Source organism: Pandoraea iniqua (genome assembly GCF_902459685.1).
GTDB classification, from domain to species: Bacteria; Pseudomonadota; Gammaproteobacteria; order Burkholderiales; family Burkholderiaceae; genus Pandoraea; species Pandoraea iniqua.
Map to the genome: position 1 here is coordinate 343,966 of NZ_CABPSF010000003.1, position 17,177 is coordinate 361,142.

14 protein-coding genes are annotated in these 17,177 nt (G+C 62.4%); 2 read left to right on the plus strand and 12 right to left on the minus strand.

All coding sequences use genetic code 11. The features are described from left to right. Positions 1-63: 63 nt before the first annotated feature. A complete protein-coding gene (locus tag PIN31009_RS12525; RefSeq protein WP_150790472.1) occupies positions 64-1,404 on the plus strand; it encodes an aminotransferase-like domain-containing protein in 1,341 nt (446 codons plus the stop codon). A 58-nt stretch (positions 1,405-1,462) separates the two neighbouring features. Here PIN31009_RS12525 and PIN31009_RS12530 read toward each other — a convergent pair whose 3' ends face one another. The 7 genes from PIN31009_RS12530 to PIN31009_RS12560 all read right to left on the minus strand — a co-directional run bounded on the left by PIN31009_RS12530 (position 1,463) and on the right by PIN31009_RS12560 (position 10,171). Further along, positions 1,463-2,701: a phenylacetate--CoA ligase family protein gene (locus PIN31009_RS12530; RefSeq protein ID WP_150790473.1), complete on the minus strand. Its 1,239-nt coding sequence runs from the start codon at positions 2,699-2,701 to the stop codon at positions 1,463-1,465. Between the two features lie 95 nt (positions 2,702-2,796). Beyond that, positions 2,797-3,609, minus strand: coding sequence for an ABC transporter ATP-binding protein (locus PIN31009_RS12535; RefSeq protein ID WP_058378633.1), 813 nt, complete (start codon positions 3,607-3,609; stop codon positions 2,797-2,799). Positions 3,610-3,738: 129 nt separating this feature from the next. Further along, on the minus strand, positions 3,739-5,034 hold the full coding sequence (locus tag PIN31009_RS12540; protein WP_237172183.1) for an ABC transporter substrate-binding protein: 1,296 nt from the start codon (positions 5,032-5,034) through the stop codon (positions 3,739-3,741). A gap of 124 nt (positions 5,035-5,158) precedes the next feature. Next, complete coding sequence (locus tag PIN31009_RS12545) at positions 5,159-6,235, minus strand: branched-chain amino acid ABC transporter permease (protein WP_150685355.1); 1,077 nt, start codon at positions 6,233-6,235, stop codon at positions 5,159-5,161. Positions 6,236-6,306: 71 nt separating this feature from the next. After that, complete coding sequence (locus tag PIN31009_RS12550; RefSeq protein WP_058378630.1) at positions 6,307-7,221, minus strand: branched-chain amino acid ABC transporter permease; 915 nt, start codon at positions 7,219-7,221, stop codon at positions 6,307-6,309. A gap of 60 nt (positions 7,222-7,281) precedes the next feature. Beyond that, positions 7,282-8,088 (minus strand): ABC transporter ATP-binding protein, encoded by an 807-nt coding sequence (locus PIN31009_RS12555; protein WP_150790474.1) that lies wholly within the window; start codon positions 8,086-8,088, stop codon positions 7,282-7,284. Between the two features lie 109 nt (positions 8,089-8,197). Beyond that, positions 8,198-10,171 carry an AMP-dependent synthetase/ligase gene (locus PIN31009_RS12560; protein WP_150790475.1) on the minus strand — a complete coding sequence of 658 codons (1,974 nt, stop codon included), beginning with the start codon at positions 10,169-10,171 and terminating at the stop codon, positions 8,198-8,200. 301 nt (positions 10,172-10,472) lie between these two features. On the opposite strand from PIN31009_RS12560, the gene PIN31009_RS12565 reads away from it, so the two are divergent. Continuing rightward, on the plus strand, positions 10,473-11,144 hold the full coding sequence (locus tag PIN31009_RS12565) for a Crp/Fnr family transcriptional regulator (protein WP_058378627.1): 672 nt from the start codon (positions 10,473-10,475) through the stop codon (positions 11,142-11,144). 16 nt (positions 11,145-11,160) lie between these two features. Here PIN31009_RS12565 and PIN31009_RS12570 read toward each other — a convergent pair whose 3' ends face one another. The 5 genes from PIN31009_RS12570 to PIN31009_RS12590 form a co-directional block, all read right to left on the minus strand. Next, positions 11,161-12,117, minus strand: a complete 957-nt coding sequence (locus PIN31009_RS12570; RefSeq protein ID WP_246185646.1) for an alpha/beta hydrolase — start codon at positions 12,115-12,117, stop codon at positions 11,161-11,163. A gap of 50 nt (positions 12,118-12,167) precedes the next feature. Further along, entirely contained in the window at positions 12,168-12,749 is a 582-nt protein-coding gene (locus PIN31009_RS12575) for a TetR/AcrR family transcriptional regulator (protein ID WP_150685351.1), read from the minus strand. 123 nt (positions 12,750-12,872) lie between these two features. Beyond that, positions 12,873-15,518, minus strand: coding sequence for a penicillin acylase family protein (locus PIN31009_RS12580; protein ID WP_150790476.1), 2,646 nt, complete (start codon positions 15,516-15,518; stop codon positions 12,873-12,875). Between the two features lie 122 nt (positions 15,519-15,640). Next, positions 15,641-16,540 carry an ABC transporter substrate-binding protein gene (locus PIN31009_RS12585; RefSeq protein ID WP_246185647.1) on the minus strand — a complete coding sequence of 300 codons (900 nt, stop codon included), beginning with the start codon at positions 16,538-16,540 and terminating at the stop codon, positions 15,641-15,643. Positions 16,541-16,581: 41 nt separating this feature from the next. Then, positions 16,582-17,082: a flavin reductase family protein gene (locus PIN31009_RS12590; RefSeq protein WP_150790478.1), complete on the minus strand. Its 501-nt coding sequence runs from the start codon at positions 17,080-17,082 to the stop codon at positions 16,582-16,584. Positions 17,083-17,177 lie beyond the last annotated feature (95 nt).

The window sequence follows — 17,177 nt, forward strand, 5'->3', positions numbered from 1 at the left end:
GATTGCTCTCAAGAGTCTGTCTGCCTAGAATCGGACAATCAAGAAATTGTCCTACGTACAATCATGTCCGAATCCCCTGTTACGGCGGCGGTGGAGCATCTATCCGGTGAAATCCGGCGCGGCGCGCTGCCGCCCGGCACTGCCTTGCCGACGCACCGCAAGCTGGCGGCGCAGTACGGCATCGCGATCGCGTCAGCGAGCAAGGTCTATAACCGATTGCAGGCCATGGGGCTTGTCGTCGGGGAAGTCGGACGCGGCACGTTCGTGCGAGACCGCCCGGCACAACGGGAATGGGATATCGATGACGAGGCCCGGCTGAATTCGCAATCGGTCGATCTGTCGTTCAACCACCCAACATGGCCCGGGCAAAGCGACCTGTTACGCACCACGCTCAGAGAGTTGGCGTCGTCCGGTGATTTGAGCGCGCTGATGCACCAGCAGCCACCGGGTGGACGGCTTCACGAACGGCAAATCGTCGCGGACCATCTGACGCAAGCACGAAACATTCGCGCTACCGCCGAACAGGTGTTTCTCGTGGGCGGCGCGCAGCAGGGTCTCGATGTGGCCATTCGGGCGTTCCTTCGCCCGAATGATGAAGTCGCCGTCGACGCTCTGACCTACCCCGGCTTCAAGATGGCAGCCGCGCTGAGCGAGCTTGCCCTGAGACCAGTACCGTCAGCCGACAACGGCCCCGATCTGAATGCGCTAGCAGACCTTTGCCGCCGCGGCGCCATTCGTGCCATCTACGTCATGCCAACGCTGCATAACCCGCTCGGCTGGGTGCTGAGTGCAGCCCAGCGCAAACAACTGGTCGACATCGCGCGCCGCCACGATTGCCTGATTATCGAAGACGCGACTTACGCGTATCTCGTGGATAGCGCCGCACGGCCCATCGTCGCGCTGGCGCCCGAGCGCACGATCTACGTGTCGAGTCTTTCCAAGAGTGTGGCCACGGGGTTGCGATTCGGCTACGTGGTAGTGCCGCAAGCGCACACGGCCCGGATGAAACGCGTGGCGCGCGCGAGTTTCTGGAGCTTGTCCAGCATGGTGACGGCGATCGCGACACGATGGCTCGCGAGCGGCACCGTGGTGCAACAGGAGCAGTTTCAGCGTGAGGACGCCCGCCGTCGCCAGACGATCGCCCGCGAGGTACTTCACGGCATGGGCGTGGTGGCGCATCCGTCGTCGCAATTTGTCTGGCTGCCGCTGCCGGAGGGCTTGCGCATGGATCAGGTGGTTTCTGCGTTGGCTGCCCGTGGCATCGCCGCGTCGAAAGCCGAGGCGTATGCAACGACACAGCACGCGCCCCATGCGCTGCGGCTGGGCTTGAGCTCGATGCCTTTGGAACAGGTTCGCTCAGTGTTGACGGAGGTTCGCCATATCATCGAGCATCTGCCGATCTGAGCGAGATGCGGAGGAGACGTCGCCTCCTCCGCTCAACACCCGGCAGCCACCTCGACAATCAATCGTAAGCGCGCGCGTCTTCCACCAGTTTGCCGTCGTCCGGCAGCGTGCCTGCGGTGACGAAGTCAATCTCGGCGCGCAACCGCGTGACATCGCGCAGCGTTTCCTGCAAGCGCGCGGCCAGTCCTTCGGGCGGTGTCTCGGTGGTCTCGCAAACGAGAGTCATGCGATCATCGCCGACGCGCCCTTCGACTCGCAGACGCATGCGTCCCAGTTCCGGATAGCGTTTGCCAATCTCGCCGATCTGCCCCGGATGCACGAACATGCCACGCACCTTCACGGTCTGATCGGCGCGGCCCAGCCAACCCTTCAGGCGCATATTGGTGCGCCCGCACGGACTGATGCCCTCAGCCACCGCCGACAGATCGCCGGTGGCGAATCGAATCAGCGGATAGTCGGCGTTGAAGTTCGTGACGACCACCTCGCCGGTCTCGCCCTCCGGCACCGGCTTCGTACCACCGGGCTCCACGATTTCCACCAGCACGTTCTCGTCGACGATCAACCCCGCCTGCGCGTCGCTCTCGAACGCAATCAGGCCCAGATCGGCCGTGCCATACAACTGACGCGCGACGATGCCGCGCGAGTTGAACCACTGCCGCAACGACGGTGGCAACGCTTCCCCCGACAACGTCGCCCGCCGGATGCTGCTGATGTCGGTGCCCATCGACTCGGCTTTCTCGATCAGTATCTTCAGGAACGACGGCGTCCCCGCGTACGCCCCCGGTTGCAGATGCCGGATCGCCTCGATCTGAAGCGCGGTCTGTCCGACGCCGGCCGGGAAAACGCAGCAGCCCAGCCGGGCCGCCCCCGTTTCGATCATCATGCCCGCCGGCGTGAAGTGATACGAGTATGTGTTGTAGACCAGATCGCCTGAGCGCAGGCCGGCGGCGTACAGCGCGCGGGCGAAGCGCCACCAGTCGCTGCCGCGTCCGTCCGGTTCGTAGATCGGCCCGGGCGATTGATAAACGTGCGCCAGACCGCCGATCGGTGTCGCGTTCAATCCGCCCAAAGGCGGTACGCGCAACTGGTAGGCCGCCAGATCGGATTTGCGCGTCACCGGCAACTCGGCCAGCGCAGTGCGCGAGTCGATATCTCGCGCGTCGAAGGCGCCGAGCGTCTCGGTGAAATACGAGGCGTTCGTGCGGGCGTGCGATACGTGCGCCGGCAACGCCGCCAGCAGTGCCTTCTCGCGAGCTTCCGGGGCACGGGTTTCAAGCGCGTCGAAGTAGTCGTTCATAGAGACGGTAGGACGTTGATGTTTGACAGTCGGCTAAACGCTCATTCAGCTCATTCAGCTTATTCAGCTCACACGGCACGTGCGAGCCATGCAGCTCACGCAATCCACCGTTTGCGCCGCCGGTAGCTCTTGACGTTACGGAAGCTCCCCTCGCTGTTCGCACCATCCTTGGCGATGCCGAGGTAAAACTCTTTCACGTCCTCGTTATCGCGCAACGACGCCGCGTCGCCGTCCATCACCACACGCCCGTTCTCGAGAATGTAGCCATAGTCCGCGTAACGCAGGGCCACCATGGTGTTCTGCTCCGCCAGCAGAAAGCTGACGTTTTCCCGTTCGTTCAGGTCGCGCACGATCGCGAAAATCTCGTCGACGATCTGTGGCGCCAGCCCCATCGACGGCTCGTCGAGCAATACCATCGACGGCTGGGCCATCATGGCGCGCCCGATCGCACACATCTGCTGCTCGCCGCCCGACGTATAGCCCGCCTGCGATTTACGGCGTGTCTTCAGTCGAGGGAAGTACGCGTAGATGCGCTCCAGCGCATGTTGCTGGGCACTGCGCGACGCATGCCGCACGTAGGCGCCGGTCAGCAGGTTCTCTTCAATGGTCAAGTGCCCGAAGCAGTGCCGCCCTTCCATCACCTGAATGACGCCGCGCTTGACCAGCCCGTTCGGTGTGAGCTTCTCGACCCGCTCGCCGCGGTAGTCGATGGTGCCCTTGGTCACCTCACCCCGCTCTGCCTGAAGCAGATTCGAGATGGCCTTGAGCGTCGTGCTCTTGCCCGCGCCGTTCGCGCCGAGCAACGCCACGATCTTGCCGTCGGGCACGACCAGCGACACGCCCTTCAACACAAGAATGACGTGGTCGTAAATGACTTCGATATTGTTGACGCGCAAACTCGCTTCCATGCCGCGTGACTCCGGAGTCGATGGTGCTGCGGTACTGATTCAAAGTGATATCGCCTGCCGGGCCGTCGAAGGCCCGGCGCTCGCCCACATCGCCAATCGCGTTGCGGGCGAGCGTGCCAGTCGTGCAAATTACATCTGCTGATAGCAGGCCGGCGTCATGCCCTTTTCCTTGGCGTACTGCTTGGCTGAGGCTTCGAACAACGGGTGAATCAGGCGGCGGTTGCCTTCGATCCAGTCAGACACCATCACCCACTTGGTGCCGTCCCACTGCTGAATGCGAACCTTGCCCGAGCCTTCGTGGTCCTGACAGCTCGTCTTGATATCGGGCAGCAGGCCGGTTGCGCCCAGCGCCTTGAGGCGCGCGCCGTCGATGTTCAGGTTCTCGAACGCCCAGCGCACCTGCACCGGGGTCATGACCTTGCCCTTACCGAACTTGTTCTGCGCAGTGTTGAGCGCCTCGACCGTCGCCACAGCCGCCGACACGCCGCGGTTATAGAGCACGGACCCCACCTTCGACGGGTCTTGCATATTGCCCTTGCCCGCGCCGTACACGACCTTGTCGATATCGGCGATCAGCGGCACCTGCTTGCCCGCCACGTTCCACGTCGCGCTCATATAACCCTTGGCCGCCGGGCCCGCCGGAATGGTGTCTTCTTCTGAGCCCGCCCACCAGCTGCCGACGATCTTCTCGCGCGGATAGCCGACCTTCTGCGCAGCCTTGAGGGCCGTCTGGTTCATGACGCCCCAGCCCCAGAACACCACGTAGTCGGGGTTCTCCTGACGAATACGCAGCCATTGCGCGCCCTGCTCATTGCCGGGGTGTGCCACCGGAATCTCGATCAGGTTGAACTTGTTGATCTTCGATTCCGCCTGCATGGCGACAATCGGCTCCTTGCCGTAAGCCGAGTCGTGATAAAGGAACACGATCTTCTTGCCGTTGAGCGAGCCGCCGTTCTTGTCGGCGAGGAACTTGATGATGGCCGAAGCCTGCATCTGATACGTGGTCACGAGCGGGAACGCCCACGGGAAAACGGTGCCGTCCACGGCATCGGTACGGCCATAACCCATCATCACGAGCGGCACCTGATCGGTGGCGGTCTTGTCGATCAGCGCGTACGAAATGCCCGTGGCCATGGTGTGGTACGCCGTGCCTTTGGTGACCGGGTTACGGCCCTTCAGGCGCTCATAGCACTCCACGCCCTTGGAGGTGTTGTATTCGGTCTCGCACTCTTCCCACGTCAGCTTGACGCCGTTCACGCCGCCGTTCTTCATGTTCACGTATTGCAGGTAGTCGATGAAGCCGCCGTAAAACGACTGCCCGTTGGCCCCGTACGGCCCCACGCGGTAGTCGGCCAGCGCGATGAACTGATCGTTGGTCTGCGCGAGCGCCGTGCCTGCCGAGCCCATGCCGAGCACCAGACTCATGCCTAGCGATACCGCCAGTTGTTTCGTGTTCATGCTGTGTCTCCTTGTGGTCTTATCGATAGCGATACGTGGTCAGCCGACGCCCGTGTACCGGTGCGTCAATACATCGAACTCAAGTCGAATCTCAATGCGGGAACGGCCAGATGCGCAGCTTCTCCTTGGTGATCTGCCAAAGTCGCGCCAGACCGTGCGGCTCGACAATCAGGAAAAAGATGATGAGGCCGCCGAACAGCATCAACTGAATATGCGAGACGGTCGCGTTGGTGAACGGCAGATGCAGGAACGTAGCGATCGGCGGCAACGTGTAGTCGAGCAGAATCGGCAGCAGCAAGATGAATGCGGCACCGAGAAAACTGCCCAGAATGCTGCCCACGCCGCCGATGATGATCATGAACAGAATGCGGAACGACAGGTCGAGCGAGAAGCCGTCGGGTTCGACCGAGCCGAGATAGCAGTAGGCATAGAGCGCCCCGGCCACACCGCAGTAAAACGAACTCACCGCGAAGGCCAGCAGCTTCACACGCATGAGCGGGATGCCGATCACTTCGGCCGCCACATCCATGTCGCGCACCGCCATCCACGCGCGGCCGATGTGCGAGCGCACGAGGTTCTTTGCCACCAACGCCATCACGCACACGACGCCGAGCACAAACAGGTACTTGCGCACAGGCGTGTTGATGTCGAGCCCGAGAATCGTGATCTTCTGTGCGGTGATGACGCCCGAGGAACTGTTGTTCGAGAGCCAAGGGAATTTGGTCAGCACCCACAGCACGAAGAACTGCGCCGCCAACGTCGCCACTGCGAGATAGAAGCCCTTGATGCGCAGCGACGGCAAGCCGAAGGCAATGCCGACGAGCGCTGCGCAAACCCCACCCATCGCGAACGACGCCAAGATCGGCATGCCATCGATGCGCAACTGGAAGTTGTACGACGCGTAGGCACCGACCGCCATGAAGGCCGCCGTGCCCAGTGATAGCTGCCCTGCGTAGCCCGTCAGAATATTCAGGCCGAGGGCGGCGAGCGAGAACACGAGGAATGGCACCAGAATGGCCGAAAGCCAGTACTCGGAGGCGATCCACGGCAACACGCCGAAGGCGATCACCAACACGGCGCTGACCGTGACACGATCCTGCCGAATCGGGAATATCTGGCTGTCGGCTACGTACGATGTCTTGAACTGACCCGCTTCGCGATAGAACATGTGTGGCCTCTGCGTTAAGAGCGTGTGCGTGTTTGCTGTTTCATCGATCGCGAGACTAGGGGGAACATGCCCTAGACCCGGTCGATATGGCGCTCGCCGAACAGCCCCTCGGGGCGAACGAGCAGGAACAGCAACGCAAAGACATAGGGGAACCAGCCCTCGATACCGCCAAAGTTGCCGCCAAACTGGCTTTGCAGCAGCTGCGGCAGGTAGATTTCGGCGAGCTTTTCCGCCGCGCCGATGATCAGGCCGCCGACAATGGCGCCCGGAATCGACGTGAAGCCGCCGAGAATCAGCACGGGCAACGCCTTGAGTGCCGTCATCGTCAGGGCAAACTGCACGCCGTTGCGCGAGCCCCAGAGCATGCCCGCCACCAGCGCGACGAAGCCCGACACACTCCACACCACCACCCAAATGCGCTGCAACGGAATGCCCAGCGACAGCGCCGCCTGATGGTCGTCGGCCACCGCGCGCAGAGCCCGCCCGATGCTCGTGGCCTTGAAGAACAACGCGAGCAGCGCAACGAGCACAGCCGCAATGCCGGCCGCGGCCAGATCGAAGCTGCTCACGAGCAGCCCGGTGGAGTCCATGATCGAAGCAATGGGCTCGTCGACAATGCCCAGCGACAACGGGCGAACTTCGTTGCCCCACAGCAGCGGTGCCAGCCCTTCGAGAAAGAACGACAGACCGATGGTCGCCATGAACAGCGTGATCGGCGACTGGTTCACCAGCTTGCGCAAGACAAACCGCTCGGTGGCCGCGCCCACCAGCACCATGACGCCGAATGCGCCGATGGCGGCCGCCCACAGCGGCAGACCCCGCTCCATCAGTCCGACGACCGACAGCGCCGCGAAGTACACCATGGCGCCCTGCGCGAAGTTGAATACGCCGGACGCTTTGAAGATCAGCACGAAGCCCAGCGCCACGAGCGAATACATCACGCCCGAAAGCAGCCCGCCGATCAGAATTTCCAGAAAGAACTGCATCGATGTCTCCAATTCGACAATTCGCAATCCGCAATCCGCAGAGGCGTCGCCGCGTGCCGTTCAGGCCGCGACGGGCTCGCCGTGCGCCGATCCGAGATAGGCGCGGATGACTTCCGGGTCTTGTTTGACTTCAGCCGGCGATCCGTCGCCGATCTTCTTGCCGTAGTCGAGCACGACGACGCGATCCGAAATATCCATCACCACCCCCATGTCGTGTTCGATCAACACGATGGTCGTGCCGAACTCTTCGTTCACTTCGAGGATGAAGCGGCACATGTCGCGTTTTTCTTCGAGATTCATGCCGGCCATCGGCTCGTCGAGCAACAGCAGCTCGGGCTCGGCTGCCAGCGCGCGCGCCAGCTCGACGCGCTTTTGCAGGCCATACGGCAACCGGCCGACGGGTGTCTTGCGGATGTGTTGAATTTCGAGAAAATCGATGATCTCTTCGACCTTCTCGCGATGAATCGTCTCTTCGCGGCGCGCCGGTCCCCACCACAGCGCGTTGGCCAACAGGCCGGAGCGCATGCGGGTGTTACGGCCCGTCATGATGTTGTCGAGCACCGTCATGCCCTTGAACAACGCGATGTTCTGGAACGTGCGTGCCACGCCTTGCCGGGCGGCCGATGTCGGATGCATGCGTTGACGCACCTCGCCGCGAAAAACGATCGTGCCCTGTTGCGGGTGATAGACGCCGTTGATGACATTGAGCATCGAACTCTTGCCCGCGCCGTTCGGGCCGATGATGGCCCGAATCTCGTGTTCACGGACGTCGAACGAAATATCGGTCAGCGCTTTGACGCCTCCGAACGACAGGCTGATGTGCTGCAAATCGATCAACACATCGCCGGCCTTGCGTTTGTTGTTCATGCCTGCTCCTGCGGAATGCCCGGTGAAATCTGGTGGATGCCGGATGACGCTGCCGCTGGCAGCGCGGCGGCGCACATCACATTCATGCGTTCATAGGGTCGTGCGCTAGCTAAGCGGCGCAGCGCAACCCAACAGGCGCAGGGTCGTCGACGGGTGCACGCGTGCCGAGCACGCGCGCGGGGTGAATGGTCAACGTGGCACTCACACTGCCCTCCCGCCCGTCTTCGAACTTCACCCGCGTCTCGATGAATTGCGCCGTCTTGCCCGAATAGAACGCGTCGATCAGCACGTCGTACTTCTGCGCGATAAACGTGCGGCGTACCTTGCGCGTGCGGGTCAGCTCGTCGTCATCGGGGTCCAGTTCCTTGTGCAGGATCATGAAGCGATGAATCTGCGCGGCGGCAAAAGCGGATTCCTTGGCGAGATCGGCGTTCACTTGCTCGATGCAGCCCAGAATCAACTCGGCGACCTGTTCGTTGCCCGCGAGATCGACGTAGCCGGCATAGGCCAAGTTGTGGCGCTCCGCCCAGTTGCCGACCGCATCCATATCGATGTTGATGAACGCACACACGTTGTCGCGGCCATCGCCGAACGCCACCGCTTCCTTGATGTACGAAAAGAACTTGAGCTTGTTCTCGATGAACTTGGGCGCGAACAGCGAGCCGCAGGACAGCTTGCCCACGTCTTTGGCGCGATCGACGATGCGGAGGTGCCCGTCGGCGTCGATGATGCCGGCGTCGCCCGTGCGGAAATAGCCGTCCTCGTCAAAGGCTTCACGTGTGGCGTCGGGGCGCTTGTAGTACTCCTTGAGCAACCCGACCCCGCGCACCAGCACCTCGCCGCTCTCGGCGATCTTGATTTCCATGCCCGGCGCAACCGGGCCGACGCTGTCGAAGCGCACCTGACGGTCCGGTTGCAGGCAGACGTACGCACACGTCTCGGTCTGTCCGTAGAACTGCTTCAGATTGATACCGATAGCGCGATAGAAGCGGAACAGATCCGGCCCGATAGCTTCCCCGGCGGTGTACGCCGTGCGAATACGGCTCATGCCGAGCGTGTTGCGCAGCGGGCCGTAGACGCATAGATCGCCCAGCGCGTATTGCAGCCGGTCGAGCAACGCCACCGGTTGACCGTCGAGCACGGCAGCACCGCAACGCTGCGCGACCGCCATGAAATGCGAGAACATCTTGCGCTTGATCGCGCTCGCATCTTCCATGCGGATCATCACCTGCGTCAGCACGTTTTCATACACGCGCGGCGGCGCGAAGTAATACGTCGGGCCGATCTCGCGCATGTCGGTGGCGACGGTCTCGGGCGACTCCGGGCAATTCACCGTGAAGCCGGTCACCAGCGCCTGCGCATAGGAAAACAGATGGTCGCCCACCCAAGCCATCGGCAAGTACGACAGCACTTCGTCGTCGGCCGAGAGTTTGTCGAACTGGCTGCCGTGATAAGCGGCGCCGATCAGGCCCGCGTGGGAATGGCAAACGCCCTTGGGTTTGCCGGTCGTGCCGGAGGTGTAGAGAATCGTGGCCGTATCGTCGGCGTCTACTGCTGCAACGGCGTCGTCAAAATAGCGCGGGTGTTTTGCGTCGAACTCACGCCCCTGCGCCACCATCGAGGCATACGATTGCAGCCCGGGCGCATCGTAGTTGCGCAAGCCGCGCGGGTCTTCGTAAATGATGTGTGCCAGATGCGGCACGCTCTCACGCAGTTCCAGCAGCTTGTCGACCTGCTCCTGATCTTCGACGATGGCGAAATTGATTTCCGCGTCTTCAAGCACGTGAATCATTTCTGCCGCGACGGCGTCCTGATACAGCGGCACCGCAACCCCGCCCAAGGCCTGCGCTGCGGTCATGGCCCAGTACAGGCGCACCCGGTTGTTACCGATGATGGCGAGATTGTCGCCGCGTGAGAATCCAGCGGCGGCCAGTGCACAGGCGAGCATGCGCACTTCATGCGCGGCCTCCTGCCAGCTCCAGCTTTGCCAGATACCCAGATCTTTTTCCCGATACGCCGTGCTGGCGCCACGTGTGGCGGCGTGTGCCAACAACAATCGCGGGAAAGTGGTCCGCTCCTGCATGCCTGTCTCCTGTGTCTCGCCACGCTTCGACTTCCGTCGAGGGGGGCGTGGCGTGGCTCGGTCGGCGCGTGCGCGATGGCGCACGCCATCCTGCTCGCGTCATTTTTCACGACGCTTATTCGTTGGCGGGTAGTGCAGTGACGATCGCTTTGCCGCGCGGCAGGCAGCTTCTATACTTGTGCTTCGGCGTCGTGTTGCAACACCGTGGATGCTTGTCTCACCCTGCGCATGGCAAGGCGAAGATACCCCATGACCCACGACGGATTTGTCACCCGGATGACAATCAAGGGAAAGTCCCTATATGTCGTTAGAGACCCTGTTGCAGCGCAGCGTATGGGCACAAGGACTCACGCCGGCACAGCGCGAGCGCGTGACGGCAGAGATTCAGGTACGGCCAGTGGAGAGTGGCGGCTACGTGTGCCGCAAGGGTGATCCGTCGCACGCCTGGTTCGGCGTGATCGACGGGCTCGTGAAGATTGCCACCGCGTCGGCCAGCGGGAAGTCGGTGACCTTCACCGGCGTGCCTTCGGGCGCGTGGTTCGGCGAAGGGTCGTTACTGAAGCGGGAAATCCGCAAATACGACGTGATGGCCTTGCGGGACTCGGTGCTCGCGCATATGCCGATCGCCACGTTCGACTGGCTTCTCGACACCAGCATCCCGTTCAATCGCTTCCTGACGCTGCAACTCAACGAACGTCTCGGCCAGTTCATTGCTGCCGTGGAACACGAGCGCCTGCTCGATACCGATGCCCGCGTCGCGCGCTCGCTGTCGTCGATGTTCAATCCCGATCTCTACCCGAGCGACGACACGACTGTGCAGATTTCGCAGGAAGAACTCAGTTATCTCGCGGGCGTGTCGCGCCAGCGCGTCAATCTCGCACTCAAGGTGCTGGAGCAGGCGGGGTTGGTGAAGGTCGATTACGGTGTCCTGACCATTCTCGACCTCGAAGGCTTGCGCGAATTCGGGATGTAGCCGCCGACCCGAAGCTCTACTGCGCGCCCGGCAGATGGGCACGGACGAATCGCGCCACCTCGGCGCGCAACTCCCGGTCTTCGGGCGCCCCCATGAAGCCCCCATGCGGCATGGCTTCGAACACATGAAGCTCACACGGCACGTCGGCGCGGCGCAGTGCACGGTGCATACGCACTGCGTTCGACAGGAACAGATCGCGCGTGCCGCTTTGAATGAACGTCGGCACGAAGCCCTGCGAGAAATCGCCAAACAGCGGCGACAGATACGGATGAGCGAGATCCGCACCGCCCGCATACAAGACGTTATTCGGCATCAGCGACTTGGGCAGCAGCACGTCCACAAGCTGATTCAGCTCGAAACTGTCACCCGATTCCGTGAGATCGACTTCCGGCGATAACAACACCAGTGCCGCCGGTAACGGCAACCCCTCATCACGTGCGCGCAGCACCATCGCCGCCGCCAGATTGGCACCGGCAGATCGTCCACCGACGACAACGTGACTGGCCGGGTACGTCTCCAACACTCGGCGGTAGACCGCCAGACAATCGTCCAGCCCGGCAGGATACGGATGCTCGGGAGGCATGCGATAGTCGATGCCCCAGCAACGCAGGCCCAACTGGTCGGCCTGCATTTGCGCGCCGATACGGCAGACGGTGCCGCCGCCAAACACCAGTCCGCCACCGTGCAGATCGATATAGACGACGTCGTCGGCCACGAGATCGACCGGTGTCGCGACGTGGACGATGGCGGTGCCGATCGCGATGGTTTCCACCGTCGCCTTCAACTGCCCTGCCACCTGTGCCATCGCCGCGCCGTATTGGGCGTCGGCATTAGCCTTGAATTGCATCCAGCCTTCAAAATCGTCGGGCGATGGCGCTGTGTACATCGCGTTGAACGGCTCGCCATCGGCAGTCACCAGACGGCGCAACGCGGCCTGCGCCTGTTCACTGATACTGCGAGGAAAAGGAATCACACGGGCCGGAACCCGGACCCCGTCGGTGAGATGCGTCATGAGGAATAGAACTAATGAGTGTCGGGAGAAGACGGCCAGTGCGTGAGCGCTGTATCGAGCGCATCAAGACTGCGTAGCCACGAGATGTCGGCATCGGGCGTGCTATGCGCAAACGCCGACGCCGATTCCAATGTGATGTAGCCCATGAAGAAGCCGCCGAGAAAGCGAATGGCGTGGACCTGCTCTGCCTCGGGTACCGCGTAGCCATGCAGCACCGCCCGGATCAGTTGGGTCAATTGCGGCCCGGCGCTCGCGGCGGCCAACTCGGACGACAACGGATGCCGGGCGGCTACAAAGCGCCCCGGATGGCGACGCGCGTAGTCACGATGCGCGTTGGCCAGCGCATGCAGGGCGTCTTTGCCCGCGCGACCGGCCATGGCTTGCGCGGTGGCGTCGGCCAACTGACGCAACGCCAACAACGCGATCTGACACTTGAGATCGTCGAGATTCCTGACGTGGGAATAGAGGCTGGCGAGCCGCACATCGAACTTGCGTGCCAAAGCCGCGCCGGTCAAATGCTCGAAGCCAATCTCGTCGGCCAGCTCGGCACCGCCCTCCACCAACCGCTCGACCGTCAGTCCAGCTCTGACCATAGGATTTCTCGCACTGAAAACTAATCAATTTAGACAATTGCCTAATCATATTAGTTTTAATGTGCCGGATCAAGGCGCCAATGACATCGGCGCCTTGATCCACAACCACGATCGACTTCTGCCTTACTGGCTACCCGCCTCCGGTGCGATGCGCAGACGCTCGACCGACTTGGCAGCGCGACTCACGTCCGCGTTGTCGTGCCAGAGCGGCTTGCGCCCGAACGTGGTGTACATCTCGACCTGATCGGCGTAGTGCGGCGACGGCGTGCCGTCCGGCGCGACAAAGCCGCTCTGCCCCGGCGCCACCACGTCGTACGCCGCAATCTTGCCGCGTGCACCGTTCGGCCCGAACACGATCAGATCGTTCTCAGTGCCACGGTTCATGTAGACGGGCGTGCGAACCGCTTCTCCGGCGTTCGCCTGCGGCACGCCGAAGAAGTTGTTGGCGCGGAAGGTCAACGGCACCGTCGGCGCGCGCCACGTCGTCATGTCGGGACCAAGCCGGGACTTGAGTGCGGCGACGGTATCGTCCAGCGCGGCGAGAATCACGTCGTCCTGCCGCTTGCCGCCGAAGATATCGAACGTCTGCGGCACACCGGCTTTGTCGCCCCGGAGGCCTTCGTACAGCACCTTGCTGCCGTTACCGATGTTGGCGGATCCCGTCGGTCCGTCCTGCGGCGTGGCATAGCCGCTGGCGAGGAACCATTTGTCGTACGGCGCGGGCACCACTTCGCCCAGCGTGCGCTTGAGCATGGCGGTGAGCCACGCGTCCATGATCGCCGGGCCTGCCGTATCGTAGTGCCCGGTGTGCTGCGGATCGCGATTCAAACCGTCCCACTTCGCCAATTGCAGTGCCAGTTGACGGCGCGCATCGGACGCAGGCAGGTTGGCTGTGGCGCGCTCGATGAACGGCAGGAAGTGGCGACGATTCACGTCGACCGCGCTCGTCTCCTTCAAGATCTGCCACATGTCGTCGACGCTCAGCTTGTCGTGCGCCGTGATGCGCTCATCGATCTCGACCACGCGGTCGGCGCCGCCCCATACGAATGCGAACAGGTCGCTTGCCGGATAGCCCTTTTGCGGGGAATTGTTCCAGTTGGCGATCCAGCCCTGCTTCGGGTTGTAGACCTTCGGGTTGGTGGAGAACGGCAGCAATCCCTTCCAGTCCCATTCCCCAGTGCCCGGCACAGGCAAACGAGGATCATGGCCCGGGCGGCGGTCAGGATACGCGCCCGTGTGCACGTAACCGATGTTGCCGGCCGTATCGGCGTAGTACCAGTTGATGGTCAGTGCATGACGCGCGGCCTGCGCGGTCCATGACTTCCAGTCCTTCGCCTCGGCCTGATGGGTCCACGCGAGCAGCGATTGCACTTCAAGGCCGTCCCATGCACGCGCCTTCGCATAGGCAATGTTTTGCTTGCCGTCGCGCTGCATCACGATGCCATGCACCGTGCGATAGACCTCCTGAACGACCGGTGCACCGCCTTTCACGCGGATGATCTCGACGCGCTTTTCCATGTCGTGCCATTGGCCGTTATGGAAGTAGCGATTCGGATTCGCAGGATCGAGCTTCTCCGCGAACATGTCGATGTCATCACCGAAACCCGCCGTGGAGCCCCACGAAATCTTGCCGTTGTGGCCGAACAGAATGCAGGGATAACCGAACGGCGTATTGCCGACGAGATCGAAGCCTGCGCCGTGCAAACCGATGCCGTAGGTGTACGCGGGGGCAAACCAGCCGAACTGCGGGCCGTTGAGCATGATGGCGCTGGCATCGCGCGCCTTGTTCTTGCCGACAATCCACATGTTGCTGGTCGTCGGGAACCCAGCCGGCCCCGGCTGGCCGTATTCCGCAAACTGGGCGAGCATCGTTGCCGCGTTAGCCTCGGCCGACTGATGCAGCAACGCGCCGTCGCTATCGCGCGCGAGGCGTGACAGCATCGGGGCGGGTCCGTCATAGCGCGGAAGCGGCTGCACCGCGGCGGCCGACATTTTTGACAGCGGGCCGACCTTGACGGGATACACGCCCTCCGACGCCGGAATGGTCGTCGGCGCGTCGGGGTTCACGATCCACTTGAGTTCGTTGAACAGCGCCATGCCCTTGTCGGCACCGTACTTGTCCTTGAGCGCCGTCACCAGCGCGAGATTGTCGATTTCGCTGGTCGCGTCGGAGAACCGGTTAGCCATCGTGCCGACAAAGACCATCGCCACGTCGAAGGCGTCCCAGTTGGACGGCTGGAAACCGAAGTCGTTGAATTGCTTCGGCATGCGCTTGTCCGGCTGCGCGCGCACTTGCGCAATCCACGCATTCATACCGGCGGCGTATCCCTCGACGATGTCGCGCTCACGCTGGGGCAGATCGGCCAGTTGGCGGCGGATCGACGCGGGCCAGTAATTGCCACGAATCGATTTGTCGAAGTCCACGAACTTCTCGCCCAGCACTTCCGACACGGTGCCCTGCGTGCTCCGGCGCGCCATTTCCATCTGGAACAGACGGTCTTGCGCCACCGCGTAACCGTAGCCGTAGAAGAGCGCGTAGGTCGTCGCAGCGTAGATGTGCGGCACACCGAATTCATCGCGCTTGATCGTGACGTCGGCGCGTCCCGGCACGGCCTTGCCGGCCGGCGAGACGACGCCTGCGCCCGTGGCGCTGCCGCTACTGCTGCCTGCGGCGGTCTTGGCAGCCACCGGCCCAGCAAACGACAGACTCAGAAGGGATACGGCCAGCGCGATCGACAAACCGCGCGGCGAGCGGGAAGGCAAAGTCATCAATGTCTCCGTAGTTCTTATGGGTAGAGCGCATTGACGTTATCACAACAAAAACCGACCGGTCGGTTAATTAATTCACCGACCGTTGATATGTTAAGTATCTCGGCTTTTATCTCGCCCCCTCACCGCTCTCCGCCGTTGATCGGAAACAGCGGCTTGGCATCTTTGAGATCGAGCCCCCACTTCTTCATCAACGCGTCGTAGACACCGTCCTTCTGAAGCTTGATGAGCGCCTGCTGAATGGCAAGTGCCAATTGCCTGCCCTTTTCGTCGACGCCGAAGCCAATGCCGTAAGGCGCCTCGCGGTTGTAGTGCGCGATCTTGTACTTGGCCGGGAATCGGGTGGCGTTGTAATAGCCCACCGGCGAGTCGACCCACGCGACCTGACTGGCGCCCGTCGATAACGACAACATCGTCATGTTCGAGTCGGGATACGTGGCGATCGTCAGCGGCTTCTTGCCACTGCCGACACACTTGTCGCTCAGCGCCCTCGCCTTTTCCATCGACGCCGTGCCGCGCGGCAATGCAAGCTGCAAGCCGCACAGATCGTCGGGCGACTTCACCGTGATGGCGCTCGCGGGCGTTGTCACCACCGTCAGCCCCATGTCGAGATAGTCGACGAAGGTCACGACCTTCTGGCGGGAGGAGAAGTCGGCGAGCGAGAGCAGCACGTCGAAGCGGCTCGCGCTCAGCCCCGGGATCAGCGCGTCGAAGGACGATTGCGCGAGCTTGATCTTCAGGCCCAGCACCTGCGCCGCTGCCGAGAGCAGTTCCGGCGTAAAGCCCACGATCTCGCCGTCGCCATTGACGAACTTGATCGGCGCGACATCGGGGTTCACGCCAGCCGTGAGCGTGCCCCGGTCCCGATAGTATTTCGGCACCATCGCTGCGAGCTTGTCGTCAATTTTGATGTTGGCGGTGACAGACGTCTCGGCTGCGTGCACGTGGCTCGTGCCACCGAATAGCGCGAGAAGACATGCCGTAGTGACGATCGCCACGGCGGCGGGAATTCGATGGGTCATGCGCATGGAACCTCGCGAGAGAAGTGGGAGCATGTGCCGCATCACGCCGCCTGCTGCGTGCTGCGCGCAAAGTCGCGGTGATGCCAGAGCAGGCAATCCGATGCACCTTCGTCGTTGACGCTTGCCTCGGTAATCTGGCCGACGATGATGCTGTGGGTGAACCCGTCGTGCACCTTCGCGAGACGGCACTCGAACACAACGACGGCGTCGACGAGCGTCGGAATATCCAGCTTGCCGTCCTGCCAGTGGTCTGCGTCGAAACGCTCAGCGCCTCGCAGCGAAGTGAAGCGCTTGGCGACACTCAGGTGTTGCGCGGACAGCAGATTCACGGCGAACCGTTGTGTGCGCAGAATGACGTCGTGTGCCGACGCCGTCTTGTTGACACACACGAGTATCGTGGCGGGGTCGGCTGACAGGCTGCAAACGGAGGTGGCGATCAGGCCGAACGGCACACCGCCCTCTTGGGTGGTGATGGCGGTGATGCCGCTGGCGAAGCACGTCATCGCGTGGCGAAAGACGTCGGCAGAAACTTGGGCGGTCATGGGCTTACCTCTGATATCTCTTGCTCAAAATTAGGCGGCGCAGCAAATGCGTCATCCGGCCGTGCGCGCGCCGTCGGCACGCCCACGACCTTCAA

Coding starts and splice junctions, on each gene's coding strand:
- PIN31009_RS12575 (WP_150685351.1), bottom strand. CDS start 12,749: ATGGTCAGAGCTGGACTGACGGTCGAGCGGTTGGTGGAGGGCGGTGCC.
- PIN31009_RS12540 (WP_237172183.1), bottom strand. CDS start 5,034: ATGAGTCTGGTGCTCGGCATGGGCTCGGCAGGCACGGCGCTCGCGCAG.
- PIN31009_RS12545 (WP_150685355.1), bottom strand. CDS start 6,235: ATGTTCTATCGCGAAGCGGGTCAGTTCAAGACATCGTACGTAGCCGAC.
- PIN31009_RS12585 (WP_246185647.1), bottom strand. CDS start 16,540: ATGACCCATCGAATTCCCGCCGCCGTGGCGATCGTCACTACGGCATGT.
- PIN31009_RS12555 (WP_150790474.1), bottom strand. CDS start 8,088: ATGAACAACAAACGCAAGGCCGGCGATGTGTTGATCGATTTGCAGCAC.
- PIN31009_RS12580 (WP_150790476.1), bottom strand. CDS start 15,518: ATGACTTTGCCTTCCCGCTCGCCGCGCGGTTTGTCGATCGCGCTGGCC.
- PIN31009_RS12565 (WP_058378627.1), top strand. CDS start 10,473: ATGTCGTTAGAGACCCTGTTGCAGCGCAGCGTATGGGCACAAGGACTC.
- PIN31009_RS12525 (WP_150790472.1), top strand. CDS start 64: ATGTCCGAATCCCCTGTTACGGCGGCGGTGGAGCATCTATCCGGTGAA.
- PIN31009_RS12535 (WP_058378633.1), bottom strand. CDS start 3,609: ATGGAAGCGAGTTTGCGCGTCAACAATATCGAAGTCATTTACGACCAC.
- PIN31009_RS12530 (WP_150790473.1), bottom strand. CDS start 2,701: ATGAACGACTACTTCGACGCGCTTGAAACCCGTGCCCCGGAAGCTCGC.
- PIN31009_RS12560 (WP_150790475.1), bottom strand. CDS start 10,171: ATGCAGGAGCGGACCACTTTCCCGCGATTGTTGTTGGCACACGCCGCC.
- PIN31009_RS12590 (WP_150790478.1), bottom strand. CDS start 17,082: ATGACCGCCCAAGTTTCTGCCGACGTCTTTCGCCACGCGATGACGTGC.
- PIN31009_RS12550 (WP_058378630.1), bottom strand. CDS start 7,221: ATGCAGTTCTTTCTGGAAATTCTGATCGGCGGGCTGCTTTCGGGCGTG.